The sequence below is a fragment of the Pseudaeromonas paramecii genome (assembly GCF_039540575.1).
GTDB classification, from domain to species: domain Bacteria; phylum Pseudomonadota; class Gammaproteobacteria; order Enterobacterales; family Aeromonadaceae; genus Pseudaeromonas; species Pseudaeromonas paramecii.
This window is the reverse complement of the sequence record NZ_BAABFC010000003.1, coordinates 131,121-147,473: the sequence shown is the minus strand read 5'-3', so window position 1 is coordinate 147,473 and position 16,353 is coordinate 131,121. Positions and strand designations below refer to the sequence as shown.

At 60.8% G+C, this 16,353-nt stretch carries 15 protein-coding genes and 2 pseudogenes; 5 read left to right on the top strand and 12 right to left on the bottom strand.

Going from position 1 to position 16,353, the window contains the following annotated elements:
* Positions 1–79: 79 nt before the first annotated feature.
* The 5 genes from ABD847_RS03275 to ABD847_RS03255 all read right to left on the bottom strand — a co-directional run bounded on the left by ABD847_RS03275 (position 80) and on the right by ABD847_RS03255 (position 5,336).
* Positions 80–640 carry a hypothetical protein gene (locus tag ABD847_RS03275; RefSeq protein WP_345010003.1) on the bottom strand — a complete coding sequence of 187 codons (561 nt, stop codon included), beginning with the start codon at positions 638–640 and terminating at the stop codon, positions 80–82.
* A gap of 247 nt (positions 641–887) precedes the next feature.
* On the bottom strand, positions 888–1,289 hold the full coding sequence (locus ABD847_RS03270) for a hypothetical protein (RefSeq protein ID WP_345010001.1): 402 nt from the start codon (positions 1,287–1,289) through the stop codon (positions 888–890).
* Positions 1,290–1,347: 58 nt separating this feature from the next.
* A complete protein-coding gene (locus ABD847_RS03265; RefSeq protein WP_345009998.1) occupies positions 1,348–2,271 on the bottom strand; it encodes a hypothetical protein in 924 nt (307 codons plus the stop codon).
* An 81-nt stretch (positions 2,272–2,352) separates the two neighbouring features.
* Positions 2,353–3,150 (bottom strand): hypothetical protein, encoded by a 798-nt coding sequence (locus ABD847_RS03260; protein WP_345009996.1) that lies wholly within the window; start codon positions 3,148–3,150, stop codon positions 2,353–2,355.
* A 983-nt stretch (positions 3,151–4,133) separates the two neighbouring features.
* Positions 4,134–5,336: an MFS transporter gene (locus ABD847_RS03255; RefSeq protein ID WP_345009994.1), complete on the bottom strand. Its 1,203-nt coding sequence runs from the start codon at positions 5,334–5,336 to the stop codon at positions 4,134–4,136.
* 99 nt (positions 5,337–5,435) lie between these two features.
* Between ABD847_RS03255 and ABD847_RS03250 the strand changes: the two genes are divergently transcribed.
* On the top strand, positions 5,436–6,203 hold the full coding sequence (locus ABD847_RS03250) for an AraC family transcriptional regulator (RefSeq protein WP_345009992.1): 768 nt from the start codon (positions 5,436–5,438) through the stop codon (positions 6,201–6,203).
* Positions 6,204–6,209: 6 nt separating this feature from the next.
* Here ABD847_RS03250 and ABD847_RS03245 read toward each other — a convergent pair whose 3' ends face one another.
* Both ABD847_RS03245 and ABD847_RS03240 read right to left on the bottom strand, forming a co-directional pair.
* Positions 6,210–6,548 (bottom strand): nuclear transport factor 2 family protein, encoded by a 339-nt coding sequence (locus ABD847_RS03245; protein ID WP_345009990.1) that lies wholly within the window; start codon positions 6,546–6,548, stop codon positions 6,210–6,212.
* Positions 6,549–7,073: 525 nt separating this feature from the next.
* A complete protein-coding gene (locus ABD847_RS03240) occupies positions 7,074–8,393 on the bottom strand; it encodes a family 4 glycosyl hydrolase (protein ID WP_345009988.1) in 1,320 nt (439 codons plus the stop codon).
* A gap of 120 nt (positions 8,394–8,513) precedes the next feature.
* Between ABD847_RS03240 and ABD847_RS03235 the strand changes: the two genes are divergently transcribed.
* Together ABD847_RS03235 and ABD847_RS03230 are read left to right on the top strand one after the other, a co-directional pair.
* Positions 8,514–9,419: a LysR substrate-binding domain-containing protein gene (locus ABD847_RS03235; protein WP_345009986.1), complete on the top strand. Its 906-nt coding sequence runs from the start codon at positions 8,514–8,516 to the stop codon at positions 9,417–9,419.
* A 112-nt stretch (positions 9,420–9,531) separates the two neighbouring features.
* The gene (locus tag ABD847_RS03230) at positions 9,532–11,022 is read left to right on the top strand and encodes a histidine-type phosphatase (RefSeq protein ID WP_425568368.1); all 1,491 of its coding nucleotides are present in this window, start codon (positions 9,532–9,534) and stop codon (positions 11,020–11,022) included.
* A gap of 63 nt (positions 11,023–11,085) precedes the next feature.
* Here ABD847_RS03230 and ABD847_RS03225 read toward each other — a convergent pair whose 3' ends face one another.
* Positions 11,086–11,325: a hypothetical protein gene (locus tag ABD847_RS03225; RefSeq protein WP_345009982.1), complete on the bottom strand. Its 240-nt coding sequence runs from the start codon at positions 11,323–11,325 to the stop codon at positions 11,086–11,088.
* 56 nt (positions 11,326–11,381) lie between these two features.
* Positions 11,382–11,864 carry a 2TM domain-containing protein gene (locus tag ABD847_RS03220; RefSeq protein ID WP_345009980.1) on the bottom strand — a complete coding sequence of 161 codons (483 nt, stop codon included), beginning with the start codon at positions 11,862–11,864 and terminating at the stop codon, positions 11,382–11,384.
* A 277-nt stretch (positions 11,865–12,141) separates the two neighbouring features.
* On the opposite strand from ABD847_RS03220, the pseudogene ABD847_RS16840 reads away from it, so the two are divergent.
* Both ABD847_RS16840 and ABD847_RS16835 read left to right on the top strand, forming a co-directional pair.
* A pseudogene (locus ABD847_RS16840) lies at positions 12,142–13,302 on the top strand (FIST signal transduction protein); the annotation flags it as partial.
* Positions 13,303–13,803: 501 nt separating this feature from the next.
* Positions 13,804–14,175 (top strand): annotated as a pseudogene (locus ABD847_RS16835) (methyl-accepting chemotaxis protein); the annotation flags it as partial.
* Between the two features lie 30 nt (positions 14,176–14,205).
* On the opposite strand, the gene ABD847_RS03210 reads toward ABD847_RS16835, so the two are convergent.
* The 3 genes from ABD847_RS03210 to ppk2 form a co-directional block, all read right to left on the bottom strand.
* Positions 14,206–14,643: a GNAT family N-acetyltransferase gene (locus tag ABD847_RS03210; protein ID WP_345009976.1), complete on the bottom strand. Its 438-nt coding sequence runs from the start codon at positions 14,641–14,643 to the stop codon at positions 14,206–14,208.
* Between the two features lie 60 nt (positions 14,644–14,703).
* A complete protein-coding gene (locus ABD847_RS03205) occupies positions 14,704–15,321 on the bottom strand; it encodes a DUF1294 domain-containing protein (RefSeq protein ID WP_345009974.1) in 618 nt (205 codons plus the stop codon).
* 98 nt (positions 15,322–15,419) lie between these two features.
* Positions 15,420–16,244 (bottom strand): polyphosphate kinase 2, encoded by an 825-nt coding sequence (gene ppk2, locus ABD847_RS03200; RefSeq protein ID WP_345009972.1) that lies wholly within the window; start codon positions 16,242–16,244, stop codon positions 15,420–15,422.
* Between the last annotated feature and the right edge of the window lie 109 nt (positions 16,245–16,353).

Below are 16,353 nucleotides of genomic sequence, written 5' to 3'. Positions count from 1 at the left end.
TTTCTATGTGGGCGATTACGCTGCGCTAATCGCCCCTACGGTCCTTTATCAGTCCCACCACAATGCGCTTGTTTGGCGATCAATTGCAGATTGCTGTTGCTTCTTTTCGATAGTAAAGAATTTTTTCACACTCAAAGCTAGTGCAGCTCAAAACCCGTCCAAGCTCATCCTCAGAATATTTTTTGGTAAGATGATCGATCATTCTAAGCGCAGAGTCGTAATACCTGCATTTTGTATTTTCTCTTTCAAGGTAACTGTTGAGCTCTGTCTTTGCTTTATCAAGTTCAGAAAGTGCAATGTCTCTTTCTTGTAACGCTTTAACAACCTCACTTTCAGAGCGCTTCTCTGCCCTTTCCAAACGGTCATTAATATCATCAATTAGTTTGTTGTTCCTGGAAATCCTGGAAACCTTCAACTGTTCTTCACTATATTTAGAAGGAAAAAAGCCTTTCTGAGTTTCGTTCAGAAATTTTATATCTGTTTGCCAGAATCCATCCCAATTCCATAACAAGGTTGAGCCAATTACAAGCCATATTGAAAATGTCATAAAAGAGGAGAAGAAACCACCCCTTTTATTTGTTTTCACGGAATCTTTCTCTTCGTTTGTTTTGTCATTTGATGATTGATTTTCGTCTACCACAAAGTGCTCCTTTAGATGTGGTTTGGGTGTTGGTTGATGAATTGTTCCTAACGAGTGCGTAGGTTGGGCTGAGCCTGCGAAGCCCAACGTTTACCGCAGGCCTGCCCCATATTTAATAATGTGCAAAGCAATCATTAAGTCGGCGATGGCAATAAGCCCAGCAGATTGACATCTCAGTGGGTGAGCTTTGGGTTTTATTTTATCCGGTTTGGCCTGGGATCTTATTGGTTTGGGCGATTACGCTGCGCTAATCGCCCCTACGGCCCTCGAATTCCCCAGCGTAAACATTTGCCTTTCCACCGGAGAGAATAACTGCAAGGGTTAAAGCTACGAGACAGCCACCTGCTGTTTTCGCTACAAATTTTAAAGGACTGTTTTTAGATATTTCAATGAACTCTAAATCCAACTCTTGCTCTAAATCTACCATCCATAAATTTGATGCTTTATCGTCCAATATTACTTTTAATTCTTCCTTGGTGATATTACCTAACTCGTTTAGGTCAATCTCTTTATCTCGTGTGGCGTTTACGCATGCAACATATGCAGACCTAAAAAAATACAGGAAATAACCCAATTCAAAAGCGTTAACAGTTTCGCCTTCGACATATTCAAGAACTTTAATTTCCGCTTGCTCATACGTAGTTTGCATTAATTCTTCCTATTTTCCAGATTGCTGGCTAACGCCTAAATCAGGTGCGCCGCAGGCATCACCTGGATTTACTTGTTATAAGCGCACCTGAGACAAACATCTTTTCTATTTTACCCAGAGATTTATGTTTGTTATTAAGCTTTACGCGAATATCATCCCAATCAAGTAATATGCTGAATTTATCAACAATCTTATCGATTGGCTCACCTTCTTCTTTTGATAGGGCATACAAGCCAATAACTTGCCCATTATTAATATGCTCATACTCGCTTATATATTTCTCAAACAGCTCTCGGGCTTGAGTTGTCTGATTACCTATGAGGTCTTGTAGTTTTAAATGAATGCGCTTTAAACACCCTACATATTCTCTTGCAGAGACATTAATATCTACTTTTTCATCCATTTCAGAAAGAACTGCTCGTTTGAAATCCTTATCTTCCTCAAGGAGATCTTTTCTGGAGAATATTTCAGTTCTGCACTCCATTAGTTTGTTTGGTTCTTCACCTATCCATCTATATGGATAAGATAAATTATGGACGGCTAAACCATCATGCTGAACATGGTTGCGTAGAGCTTCCATAAAACGGTAATGTTCGGAATTATCGTGTTCTTCACAGAAATATGACTTTACTTCTTTTTTTACTTCACCTTTGTCTTCAAAGAAAGGTCGAATGTGCTTAGTTGCTTGATCGACGTAAATCTTTGTTGACGTTAATAGGTTTACGATCCGTCTATTTAGAGTAAGCTTTGAATCAAAGGCTTGTGAATAATGACTAAATGGAGACACAATTAAATCGGCTGAGTTAATAAGTAATTCTTTTTCTAGTTCGATAAAATTCTGCAGCATTAGCTCAAATTTCTCAGTGATCCCTAAGCTCGCAGATAGCTTTTCTCTTGCGCTCTTTAATTCTTGAAAATCATTCTCTGATAGTTCTATCTCAGGATGCTTTCCCAGAGCAAGTATTTGAATGCAATATTTCATTTTTTACTCGTGGCTTGTAACGTCTGAATTCACCGGCCTGCGCGGCTTTTCGCGCAGGTCCGGTGGAATGATGGATTCGGCCTATTTGACATTGAACTCTTTCTCTAGCTCGGAGAAGTTATATATCTCTACTCGAGTGTTGAATGGGTAATCGGCTGCAACTCGCGTGATGCGCGACTTGAGCATGTCTAGGCGTTCAGGAACCTCCGTATCGGCAGCAACTGCGAATACAAACTGAAAGTTGCGACGAAGCTCCTCCGGGAGTGTTGCGATGAAAGACTGCACACGATCAAAAGTCCGGGCCAGAAACTCGCGTGGGTACATGCCTTGACGAGTGAATTTGACTTCAATTGCCAAGGTTCTACCGGGAGCTATTGCGACAGCATCGAACATGATATTGGGCTGACCACGAGGCGTTACGTTTCGATCAAACTGCACACCAAGATCTTTGCTCAATTTTGCCAATACCAATTCTTCGGCTAGCAGAGCTGTAGCACGGACATCACGTTTAAGGACATCCTTGGCCAAGATAGTTTCGGGTGTGTCTTGCTGAGGTGATGCTTCGGATACGGCTTCGGCCGCAATTTCCTCTTCCAGTTTTTGGACACGGACAGCGCCAGAACCTCGAACGAATAGATCAGCAAAGAGCTTGTCGTCTCTGAAGTCAGACGGCGCATAGAGCACGTAATGTTTTACGAGGAGCGTTATGAAGAACAGCAGTACCAAGAGGCACGGAAATGCCATGAGAAACCAGACGTAGGTCTGCTGAGTATCCTTTTCCAGAAACGGCAGAACCACGGTGCCACTAACCTCAGCGAGACCGGCAAATATGGCTATGACCGTAAGAGGATTCTTTACGTGACTAACCTTCTCGATCAATTAAGTGCTCCTTTGCTGGAATAGGCCGAACAGTTTATTAAGCGGCATTTTGCCACCTATCCACGGGGCACATGCCGCCTAGTTCCGTGATGCAACGCGGGTGTGCCTTGCAACCCATTGTCCGGGCAGCAAAAAACATGCCCCTTGCTTGCCCTGTGTGGCTAGGCGGCAAATTGGCCACCTATCCCGCGGTGGGACCTGATCGTGTTGTTCTTGATCATTTGCACTGTGGATCAGCGCTTGGATTGGGCTTGGTCTTTGGCCTAACACCCAGGCTACCGCCCCTGGGTCTTCAGCCCCCAACCTGCTGCCGGTGTCCCTACCTATTTTGAGTCCTATCCTAACCGTCCTTTGCGTGCTTTGACATTCGCGTAGGTCACATTTGGGCATCTGTCAAACAGACTGTTTGGAATGGGTTAGTCCGTTCCGCTTTTGCCATCTCGGCGTCTTGTTCGACACCCGGGTGCATTTTTCTAACCGCTGGGTTGCCGGTGAGGCCCTGAAACCTGCCATCTGGCACGGGCTGGCTAACGGGAGCGGGCTCCCCTCTGTCTGGCCGAGGAGGACGCGGCGGGCGGGGAGGCGAGGCTGGGATGCCGAGCCAGTCATCATCACGCTGGGGCCAAACCGGAAAGGGACGGGATTGAGTATCCCGGCCCGGTTTGGCGCGAGGGCAGGGATAGCCCGAGTGGAATGCGCAGCCAGGGAGGGCGCAGCGGACGTTGATGACGTTCCCCAAGCCCGGCGTGAACGACGAGGGAAGCCGCAGGCCCAGACAGCGGGGAGTGCCCGGGGTTAAGGGGCGGTGGCATGACCGCCCCTTGGCGCCCCCGCGCCAGCGGAGTTAAAGAAAGGCTCGATGCGCGATCAGGGCGTAACGGGCAAAACAGTGCTGGATGAATCACATTAACGGCGTTGAGCCACTCCAAAGCGACCCCACCCCAACCCTCCCCTTGGCAGGGGAGGGAGTCAACGCGGCTCGATTAGCGCTGGCGCGGCGTGTGCAGGTTCGGCAGCAAGACGGTAATCACCCCCATCAGCGGCAGGTAGGCACACAAGCGGTAGACATACTCGATGCCGTGGCTGTCGGCCAGGTGCCCCAGCACGGCGGCGCCCACCCCGGCCATGCCGAAGGCAAAGCCGAAGAACAGGCCGGCGATGGTGCCCACCCGGCCCGGCAGCAGCTCCTGGGCGTAGACTATGATGGCCGAGAAGGCCGACGCCAGGATGAAGCCGATGACGAACGACAGCGCCGTGGTGGCGGTCAGCCCCACGTGGGGCAGTATCAGGGTGAAGGGCGCCACCCCCAGGATGGAGAACCAGATCACCTGCTTGCGGCCGATGCGGTCGCCGATGGGCCCGCCCAGCACTGTGCCGGCGGCCACGGCGAACAGGAAGATGAACAGGTGGTACTGGGCCGCCTGCATCCCCAGACCGAAGTGATCCATCAGGTAGAAGGTGTAGTAGTTGGTCAGGCTCGCCAGGTAGAAGTACTTGGAGGTGATGAGCAGCAGCAGCACCCCCAGGGTGACGGCGATGCGGCGGCGGGAGAGGGCCGGGCCCTGGGGCTTGGGGCGGCCCGCCTGCCGGCGCTGTTGCAGGCGGTACCACTGACCCACCTTGAGCAGCACCGCCATGGCCAGCAGGGCCAGCACGGCGAACCAGGCCAGGCTGCCCTGACCGTGGGGGATGATGATGAGGGCCGCCAGCAGGGGTCCCAGGGCGGTGCCGCCGTTACCGCCCACCTGGAAGATGGACTGGGCCAGGCCGTGGCGACCGCCGGAGGCCATGCGCGCCACCCGGGAGGACTCAGGGTGGAAGATGGAGGAACCCAGCCCCACCACCATGGCCCCCAGCAGCAGCAGGGGGAAGCTGGCGGCATTGGCCAGCAGCAGCAGGCCGCTCAGGGTACAGCCCATGCCCAGCACCAGGGAGTAGGGCTGGGGCCGCTTGTCGGTGTAGAAGCCCACCACAGGCTGCAGCAAGGAGGCGGTGATCTGGTAGGTCAGGCTCAGCAGGCCGATCTGGGTGAAGCTGAGCTCGTAGTTGCTCTTGAACAGCGGATAGAGGGCGATGATCAGCGACTGCAGCAGATCGTTGAGGAAGTGGGAGACGCTGATGGCGCCGAGCACCTTGTAGCGGGTGTCGCCTTGGGACGCCGCGGTGGCGGCAAGGGTGGATGACATGGATACCTCGGGATAAACGGTGACCAGGCTCATGTTATCAGTGTTGTCGCTGACCTTCGTGCTACCATGTGTCAAGTATCGTCGCGAAAAGGACAACTTATGCTGCCCTCTGGCATAGAGCATCGCCAGGACGCCGGTCTGGCCCCCCTGGTGGCCCGCGCCTTCGACCGAGCGCCGGGCACCGAATCGCCCTGGCACCGGCATCCCACCGCTCAGCTGCTCTACGCGGTGAAGGGGGTCATGCTGGTGGAGAGCGATCAGGGCCACTGGATAGTGCCGCCCACCCGGGCCATCTGGGTGCCCATCGGGGTCTGGCACAGCACCCGCATGCTGGGGGAGGTGCAGATGCGCACCGTCTATATCCGGCCTGAGTTGCTGGCCGGCCTGCCGGAGGAGTGCTGCGTGGTGGGGGTGTCGCCCCTGTTGCGGGAGCTGATCCTGGCCGCCATCAGTTTGCCGCTGGATTACGACGAGGCCGGTCGCGATGGCCGCCTGGTGCAGCTGCTGCTGGACGAAATCCAGCGTATGCCCAGCCTGGCCCTCTCCCTGCCCGATGCCAGCTCGCCGCCCTTGCAGCGCCTGTGTCAGGCCTTGCGCCAGCAGCCGGATGATCCCCGCCCGCTCAAGGAGTGGGCCCGCCTGCTGGCCATGGACGTGCGCACCCTGCAGCGGCGTTTCGCCGCCGAGACCGGCCTGTCGGTGGGCCAGTGGCGCCGCCAGGCGCGGTTGCGGCAGGCCTGTGAACGGCTGGCCCTCGGCCAGTCGGTGCTGGAGGTGGCCCTGGCCCTGGGCTACGCCAGCCCCAGCGCCTTCAGCGCCATGTTCAAGCGCGAGCTGGGGGTGCCCCCCAGCCTCTTCTACCGCTAGCTGGCCTCAGTCACCGCGACCGACGTAGGCGTGGATCTCAGCTATCTTGCCGTCGGCATCGAAGCGCAGCACATCCAGCACATGGAGTTCATCCCGGCCATCGATCAGGATGCGCAGCTCGCCGGCCACGCCATCGGCCGCTTCGAACAGGCTCAGCACCTCGATCTGCAGGCTGTCGACGCGCTCGAAGTTGTGGCGGGTCTCGGCCAGCGCCGCGGCCTTGCCCGCCACGGAAATCTTCCAGTCCCGCAGCCGTATCTGGTCGGCAAACAGGTCGGCGATGGCGTCCAGATCCCGGGCGGCATACAGCTGGAGGTAACGGCGGAAGGTATCGGCGTGGGTCATGGCGGCTCCGAGTGGCTATGAGTGAGTCACCATACTAGCCGCCACTGCCGGAGCGGCCAAGGGGTGCGGAGGTGGCGAGTAGACGCCCTTATCTGGACACGGCGTCATCAGACCTGAGGTATAAACCCGCTTGTTCCTGGACTTGAGCAATCCGATTGATTGGCGGCATCTTTGGCGCTGGCTAACGGGATCCGTCTCCCCTCTGTCTGGCCGAGGAGGAAGCGGCGGGCGGGGAGGCGAGGCTGGGATGCCGAGCCAGTCATCATCACGCATGGATGCGTGTTGATGACGTTCCCCAAGCCCGGCGTGAACGACGAGGGAAGCCGCAGGCCCGGACAGCGGGGAGTGCCGGGTTCGCCAAGGGGGCGGCACTAGCCCCCTTGGCACGCCCCCGTGCAGCGGGTGTTGCTAAAGGAGCCATTGCTGACAAAGGGCGGAACGGCCCAGGCCATCGGGCATTAGTGGAAGCCAAGCCGATCTGGCCGGCCGCCACTGCGCCGAGCCCGCCTTAGCGCCGCGCCCACCTCAGCGCAGCGGCGGCCAGTAGTCCCGGTTGGCCTCCAGCAGATCGTCCAGCAGTGCCTTGGCCACATCGGCGGAGGGCACGGTGCGGTTGAGGGTCAGGGCCTGCAGGGCCTTGGCGTAGGAGCCTTCCAGCGCCGCCTCCACGGTGAGCTGTTCATAGGCGTTCTGCTGCACCATCAGGGCCCGCTGGAAGTGGGGCAGGGGGCCGACGCCGAAGGCTTCCACGCCGTGGGCCGTCACCTGACCGTGTACCTCGACGATGGCATCCTCCGGCAGGCCCGCCACCAGGCCGCGGTTGGGCACGTTGACCGTGGTGCGGAAGGGCCGGTTGGTGAGGATGGCCCGGGCGTGATCGACGATGAAGTCGCCATGCACCCCGGCGCTGAGGAAGCTGTCGGCGACGCTGCCGGCGGCGATGCAGCGGCGGCACTCGGCAAATACCTCCTTCTCCCGGGTGTCCATCACCCGGTTGGCCCGGGTGTAGTGGGGGTCTTCGTGGCCCACCATCTCCTCGCCGAACAGGTAGTACTGCAGGTAGGTGTTGGACAGGAACTCGGGGAACAGGCCCATGCTCTTGCGCAACCGCTCGAAGGTGGGGATCCAGTCGGCGTTGACGTGCTCGTCTTCAAACAGGGTCAGGGGCTTATCGGAGAGCAGGTGCGCCCGCAGCTGGGGCAGCAGATCCTGGCCCTGGGGATCCCAGATATGGCGCCACCAGCCGAAGTGGTTGAGCCCTACATACTCGAAGGCCAGCTCGCCGTGGCGCTGGCCCAGGGTGGCGGCCACCAGCAGCTCGATGACGATGGGCATGTCGCAGATGAACAGGCTTTTGAGCTCGGGGAAGCGCTTATGCCAGGCGTCGGCCAGGATGGCGGCGGGATTGGAGTAGTTGAGGATCCAGGCGTTGGGGGCGTAGCGGCGCACGTCCTCACCGATGGCCAGCATGTCGGGGATGGAGCGCAGGGCGAAGGCGAAGCCGCCGGGGCCGCAGGTCTCTTGGCCCACCACGCCGTGGCGCAGGGGGATCTGCTCGTCCAGCGCCCGCATCGGCAGGCCGCCGGAGCGGATCTGGGCGAACAGGAAGTCCATGCCGGTGAAGGCTTGTCGGCGATCCGTGGTTACCAGCAGCTCCACCGTCGGGGCCTTCTCTTTCAGCAGCAGGCGGATGAAGCCGCCCATGGTGGCGACCCGCTCGGCGTCGGTATCCAGCAGCACCAGCTTGCGCAGGGGCAGCACGTCGCTGGCGTTGAGGATGGAGTTGACGATGCCCGGGGTGTAGGTGGCGCCGCCGCCGGCGATGGTCAGGTGATAGCGTTGCATGAGGTGCTCCTGCGATGGATGAATTTGTTTGCGACATCCACAGCATGAAGCGCCAGATTTGGCTTAACAAATGACCTTTCCGGCCTCATGCTTGAGAAAAATTCAACCATGAGGCCCGGCATGACCTTCGCCAACTTTACCAGCCTGCAGGTGTTCGCCCAGATCGCCGGCTGCCTGAGCTTCAAGGAGGCGGCGGAGGCGCTGCACCTGACCCAGAGCGCCTTGTCCCACCGCATCCGCAAGCTGGAGCAGGAGCTGGGCTTTCAGCTGTTCGTGCGGCAGACCCGGCGCATCGCCCTGACGGCGGAGGGGGAGCGACTCTATCGCCAGGTCAGCCGCCACTTCGCCGCCGTCTGCCACGAGATTGACGACATCCGCCATCAGGCCCTACGGGGCAGCCTGGAGGTGGGCAGCACCCCCACCTTCGCCCAGCACTGGCTGGTGCCCCGCCTGCGCCGCTTCTACCAGCGCCATCCCGAGCTGAGCCTGCACCTGAGATCCAAGGGCAGCCGGGTGGACTTCGCCCTGCATCCAGCGGATCTGTGGATCGATTACGGTGACGGCCACTATCCGGGGCTGGACAGCCAGCGGCTGCTGGACGAGGTGCTGATGCCGGTGTGCAGCCCGGCCTATGCCCGGCATATGGGGTTGCTGACGGATCCCACTCGTCTGGCGGACTGCCTGCTGCTGCACGACGTGGAGTCCATCCGTCAGAGCGACCCCCGCAGCGAGTGGCGCGGCTGGCTGGCCGCCGCCGGCCTGCCGGCGGATCTGGCCCGCCAGCACTACAGCTTCACCCACTATGATGCCGCCATCATAGGCGCCCGCAGCGGTCTGGGGGTGGCCATGGGCCGCTACCAGCTGGCCCGGGAGCTGGTGGCGCGGGGGGAGCTGGTCTTCCCGTTCGACACCGCCTATGACCAGGGGTTGGGCTATCACCTGGTGACCCGCAAGGAGTTCGGCGAGCTGCCGCGGGTGCGGGCCTTCCTGGCCTGGCTGGGGGAGGAGGCGGCCGCCACCCCCTGAGCGTGTCGCCCCTTGCACGGCTGTGCAAGATGTCATCTGGCTGACACTTGCCTGTCATTTAGCTGGCTTAACCTGCGCCCGACTTTCATTGAACACGAGTGCAAGGATGACCATGAACCGCATCACCACCCTGTCCGCCGCCGTGACTCTGGCCCTGCTGGCTGGCTGCAACTCTTCCGACGACAGCACCAGCAGCGACAGCACCATCACCGAGTACCAGTACAGCACCAAGGCCGTCTACAGCCCGCAGCAGGAGGCGGCCACCTACCAGGCGGCGCCGGCGGGGTTTGAACCTGTCTATACCGAGCTGGTGGCCCGGCACGGCTCCCGCGCCCTCTCCAGCCCCAAGTATGACGTGCTGACCAAGCTGGTGTGGGAAGCCGCCGCCGCCCAGGGTGCCCTCACCGAACTGGGCCAGACCCTGGGTCACAAGGTGGATCTGGTGACCGCCGCCAACGAGGCTCTGGGCTATGGCCTGCTGAGCCAGCTGGGCAAGGAAGAACACGCCAACCTGGCCACCCGCCTGGCGGATCGCCTGCCCGGCCTGCTGGAGAACAGCGGCAGCCACTGCATCAAGGTGGAGACCTCCGGCAAGGACCGCGCCAACGAGAGCGCCTACTACTTCATGCAGAGCCTGGCCGCCAAGGTGGATTACGTGAGCGACAGCGACAGCTGCTACGTGACCCAGGACGACCCCTCCGAGATCACCAAGGCCCTGGCCAACAAGTACGAACTCTACTTCCACAAGACCGAGCCCAAGGGCGACTACGCCCAGTATCTGCCGGCCTTCGAGGCCTATCAGACCTTCATCGGCGACGAGGACAACGGCGTGGATCCGGCGCCCGAGCTGACCGAGGCTCTGGAGGCCCTGAAGGCCCTGCCCCAGACCAAGGTAATGGCGCGGCAGATGCTTGAGCGCATCTACTCCAAGGCGTTTGTCGACTATCTGGCCAATGGTGTGGAGTTCGTGGCGGTGAACCCGGAGGACGGCGGCAAGACCTATGTCCACGACGAGGTGGATGCGGCCCTGATGCTCTACAACCTCTTCATCATAGGCCCCGGCATGGTGCGGGAGGCCGAGGCCGAAGGCGAGGCCTGGAACCTGGAGCAGTACCTGACTCCCGAGGAGTCCGCCTGGTTCTCCTATCTGTCCGATGCCGAAGACTTCTACGAGAAGGGCCCGAGCTTCGCCGGCAGCACTGTCACCTACGACATCGCCCAGGCGCTGCTGGATGGCCTGTTCAACGAGGTGCAGACCCAGGTGGTGGAGGGCGAAGGGGCCCGGGTGGCCAAGCTGCGCTTCGCCCACGCCGAGACCATCATCCCCCTGGTGGCCCTGATGCAGCTGGAAGGCAGCCGCCAGGGCGCCGAGGTGGGCACCCTGATGACCCAGGAGAACAACGAGTGGCGCGGTGGCTGGGTCTCCCCCTACGCGGCCAACATCCAGTGGGACGTCTACGAGAACGCCGATAAGCAGGTGCTGGTGAAGATGCTCTACAACGAGAAGGAGGTGGCCTTCAAAGAAGGCTGCGAGCCGGTCAGCGCCGGCAGCTTCTTCTACGACTTCACCGAGCTCAAGCGCTGCTACGCCTACGCCGGCTAAGGTCGCGCCAGAAAAACCCAGGGCCAGCGATGATGCTGGCCCTGTTGCGTTTAGGCGCGCGGCTTAGTGTGGCTGACACTGGGCCTCAAAGTTTTGCTCCGGAGTGAGGTCATCATCGGTCTTGGTCAGCTCCCAGGGGCGGACGCATTGCTGCTGCAGCTCACACCAGAGGTAGCCGGCCGAGGGGATGCAGCCATGGGCATCCCGATCGGCGCCCACCTTGGTCTCGGTGGGCTGAGTGTCGGATTGGCAGCCCAGCAGCAGGGCCAGGGGCAGCATCAGCAGCCAGGATCGCTTGGACATGGTGTTCTCCCATGAATGGATGGTCCCGTCCAGCCTAGTACTGAGCTCCAATCGAGTCAATCCTTCGGTTGGTCTGGCCGGCCCAGGCGTTTGGCCAGCTGGCGGCGCTCCCAGGCCTCGCCGAACAGGGCCGGCGTGCGGACAAAGACATTCAGCCCGTGGCACAGCAGACCTATGCCCCAGCCCAGCATGGGCCAGACAGCCCAGAGGTAAGCTGAACCGCTGAGCAGGTTGATGGCAAATAGCAGGCCGATCACCAAGGTGTAGCGCACGGCGTGCTGGTAGAAGCCCTTTTGGGCGCGGATCTGATCCAGTAGCTGCTGCTCCTCGTCGGAGACGGTGTGGGTGGTGGCGGACATCTTGGTTTCCCCCTGTAGTGCAGAAATGGGTAATTCAAAGACGGCTGCCAGGGCCTTGAGGCTGTCGAGGCCGGGATTCTGCCCGCCTTCGATCCGCTGTATGGTCCGGATGCTGAGGCCAGCGATCTGGGCCAGCTGTTCCTGGGACCAGCCCCGTTGCAGTCTCAGTGTGCGCACCATGCTTCGTTCCTCCTGAAGTTGTGCTGCGCCCAGGCTACGGCATTCGGCCTCACCTGCGGCACGCCAGTTTGCCGTCACTCTTATGACAGGCGTTATAAATCAAGATGTTATGTTTTGGTTGTGATTGGCGCCACCTGGCTTGCTGCCGCGACGGGTGCCCTGCCGCGAGACGGGCTCATCGTTGAAACTGTTTTCAAGGGCGCGACAACATTCGGGTATCCTTACCTACACTACAGGGATGGTAAGCCAGCCCACTGGCAAGTAACAGGAGCAGAATATGACGACATGGTGGCAGCGATTCGGCGGTTGGATGGGGCGCAAGACATCTGGGGTGCACACCTTGCATATCCAGGGGGCGTCATTGGCCGGTGATCTGGCGACCGTGCCCTTCACCCCCGTCTTGATCATGGGGTTCGTGTCACCCCATGTGCCTATGGAGCCCATTGCCTCGGCCATCAAGGCCCGTTTCCCGGGGACGGCCCTGGTGCTCTCCACCAGCGCCGGCGCCTTGTGTGGCGGCGAGGCCCAGCGGCTCTATTGCGGCACCGAGGGCCATTGGCAGGATACTGTGCTGGAATGCTTCGGCCCGGATCTGCTGGCCGGGGTGGAGGTGGTCAAGGTGCCGCTGGGCTCGGCGGATCTGAGCCAGGGGCAGAGCCAGGAACCCCTGGCCCGGCGTCTGGCGCGTCTGACCCAGTCCATCGCCGGTCTCAAGGTCAAGATGGACATCGATGCCAAGGACACCCTGGCCTATGTGCTGTTCGATGGTCTGTCGCGCTCCGAGTCCTTCTTCATGGAGGCCCTGTACGAGTCTGGCCGTTTCCCCTGCCTGTTTGTCGGCGGCTCAGCCGGCGGCAAGCTGGATTTCCAGCACACCTACCTGCATGACGGTCAGCAGGCCCTGGAGCATCACGCCCTGATCGTCTTCATGAAGATGCCGCCCCATATTCGCTTTGGCGTGTTCAAGAGCCAGAACTTCCAGCCCTCCGACTTTGCCTTCAACGTGCTCACCGCCTCCCTGGAGCAGCGGGCCATCAGCGAGGTGATCGATCGGCAGGGCAACATCCTCAGCATGGTGGATCTGCTGTGCCGGCACTTCACCTGTGCCCCGGCGCAGCTGGAGGCCAAGCTGGCGGACTACTCCTTCGCCATCCGGGTGGGGGAGGAGCTGTTCGTGCGCTCGGTGCAGCGCATCGATCTGGCCAGTGGTCTCACCTATCTGTACTGCGATGTGGCACCCGGTGAGGAGCTGGTGCTGGTGCGCCGCACCCCCCTGGTGGAGGCGACCCGGCGGGACTTCGCACGATTCCTGGAGCACAAGCCCAGGCCGGTGGCGGGGCTGCTCAACGACTGCATCCTGCGGCGGCTGAACAACGGCCCCGAGCTGGCCAGCATGACAGGGGTGTTCGGCACCACCCCCCTAGTGGGCTTCTCCACCTTCGGCGAGATCCTCGGCCTCAACCTCAACCAGACCCTCACCGCCCTGTTCTGGTTCGACACCCGGGGGGCCAAGGAGGCGTTTCATGACGACTTCATCGATCGCTTTGCCTGTCGCTATGGCGAGTTCAAGGCCTTCTTCCTGCAGCGGCAGCTGAAGAAGCTGGTGGGGCTCAACCAGGTGGTGGTCCAGCAGATCGATCGCTTCAAGCAGCACGACTACAACGCCCTGTTTGATGCCGGCCAGCTGGATGCCGCCTTGCGGCCCATCTTTGCCGGGCTGAGCCAGCTGGGCAACCTGTTGCACCATGCCGAAGCGGAGCGGGAGAACATCGCCGCCGAGCTGTCCCAGTGCGCCACCCATCTGCACCAGTCGGTGGATGAGCTGACCGACCATGTTCAGACCCAGGTGGCGGCGGTGGAGCAGGCCGGCGTGACCATCAACAGCATGGCTCAGCAGGCGCAGTCGGTGGCCGGCAGCGCCCGGCAGCTGGCCCAATCCAGCGAGCGCATCCAGAGCGTGGTGCAGGTGATCCAGCAGCTGTCGGATCAGACCAATCTGTTGGCCTTGAATGCCGCCATCGAGGCGGCGCGGGCCGGCGAGCTGGGGCGGGGCTTTGCGGTGGTGGCCGACGAGGTGCGCAACCTGGCGGAGAAGTCACGCCAGAGCGCCGGGGAAATCGGCAGCGACATCTTCACGCTGGCCGAGGAGATCCGCCGGGTGGCCCAGGAGATCGAGGGGCAATCCACCGCGGTGAGCGAGTTGACCTCCATGCTGGGCTCCCTGGAGCAGGTGAGTACCCTGACGGCCGAGAATGCCGAGCGCACCAAGGGGGTGGCCAACACCCTGCTTTCCCTCACCCACCAAGGCTGAGGCCGGCCGGTCGCTAATCTGGCCGGTCTCTCAACCGGCTGGGCGGTTTTCCAGCCAGAGCTCCTTATCATCCTCGGCGAAGGGGACAAAGCCCAGCCGCTGATACAGGTGGCGGGCCGGGTTGCTGTGAATGACGCTCAGCACCACCCGCTGACCGGCGGCCTGGTGCAGCAGATCGCCGATCAGCCGGGCCCCCAGCCCCTGGCCCTGAGCCTGGGGCGCTAGCTGGATCTGGATGAGGTACCAGTATTGCGGCTCGGCCAGCCAGACGGCCTTGAACAGCCCCACCGGCTGGCCCTGCCAGTGGACGATGCGCGCCGCCTCGAAGTGGTACTGGATCCGCGCCAGATGACTGGCCTCGTCACAGGGCATGCCGGCCGCCTGCAGATAGGGGGTCATGGTCTGGCGGCGCAGCGCCAGCAGGAAGGGCAGATCGGCCGGGGTAGCGGGACGCAGGCTGAGGGACATGGCAGACTCCTGACGTGGTGCGCGGCACCGGTGCAACGAGGCACAGGTGCCGCGGCGGGATCAGCCGGCCAGCAGGCGGCGCAACCAATATTGGCTCTGGGGGTTGACCAGCAAATAGAACAGGCCGCCCAGATGGGTGGCGACGCTCAGGGAGAAGGGCAGCAGGAAGCTGCGCTTGCGGGTCTTGTGGCGCAGCCGCTGCTGGGCCAGCAGGGCGCCGGGCCAGCCGCCCAACAGGCTCAGCAGGTGCAGGGTGCGCTCCCGGGTGCGCCAGTGGCCGGTGCGGGCCGCCCACTTGTCCCGGGCGTAGCACAGGTAGGTGATGAGGCTGACCAGCAGGTAGGCCATGGGCAGCCAGAGGGGGAAGCGACCCAGCAGCAGGCCGGTACTCAGCAGGCCGGCCAGCCCCAGCAGCAGGGCCTGAGCCCAGGCGTTGGGGCGGCCACGGGGGGCGCGCTCTTGGGCCTGGGCCTCGGTGAGGCGCACATGGCGCGCCACCGCCCGTCCCAGCTCGTCGCGGCCCAGGCGGTAGCTGATGCGATCCCCCTGCTCCGGGCGCAGCCCTGGCGAGTCGAAGGCGGTGATATGGACGAAGGCGCGCACGCCGCCGCCGTCGGGATCCACGAAGCCGAAGCCGCGCTTGTCATTCCACAAAGAGAGTGTGCCTTGCAGTTGCATGATGTGAGGAAGCAGGAGAGTTGATACGACGGCTCTTACTCTAGGCCAAAACGTTCGCCGGGCAAATCCCGTTTTGCGGAAATTTGCCCGGCACCGAGTCAGAACAGCTCGGGGATGTAGCGGAAGCTGCTGGTGTCGTCGTGCCGTATCTTGATCTTGCGCTTGGGCAGCTTGACGTTGTCCACCGGTAGGGCCTCGTAGGGGATCTTGGAGAGCAGGTGATGGATGACGTTCAGGCGTACCCGTTTCTTGTCTTCCGAGCGGGCCACGAACCAGGGCGCCCAGGCGGTGTCGCTGGCGGCAAACATGGCATCCCGCGCCACCGTGTAGTCATCCCAGCGGTCGAAGGATTGAATGTCCATGGGGGAGAGCTTCCAGATCTTGCGCCCATCGTCGATGCGATCCAGTAGCCGGCGCTCCTGCTCCTCCGGGCTCACCTCCAGCCAGTACTTGAGCAGTATGATGCCGGACTCCACCAGGGCTCGCTCCACCATGGGCACCCCCTCGAGAAACCGCTCGGTCTGCTCCGGGGTGCAAAAGCCCATCACCTTCTCCACCCCGGCCCGGTTGTACCAGCTGCGGTCGAAGATGACGATCTCGCCGGCGGCGGGCAGGTGCTTGATGTAGCGCTGAAAATAGAGCTGGGTCTTCTCCCGCTCGTTGGGGGTGGGCAGGGCGATGACCCTAAATACCCGCGGGCTGACCCGCTCCGTGATGGCCTTGATGGTGCCGCCCTTGCCGGCGCCGTCGCGGCCCTCGAACAGGATGCAGACCTTGAGGCCCTTGGCCACCACCCAGCGTTGCAGGGTCACCAGCTCCTCGTGCAGCTTGCGCAGCTCCTTCTGATATGCCTTCTCGCTGAGCTTCTTGTTCGGGATGTCGGCCGGCGGCTCGGCGGCGGCGTTTTTGTGTTTCTTGCCCATGGCGTGCTCCTGTTGGTCTCGATTGGCCCAAAAACTAGTTATAGCCCCCGGCGCCGGCCAAGGGCAGAGGGCCAGGCACTTTTCTGACAATAAAAAAGGGCGCCCGCCG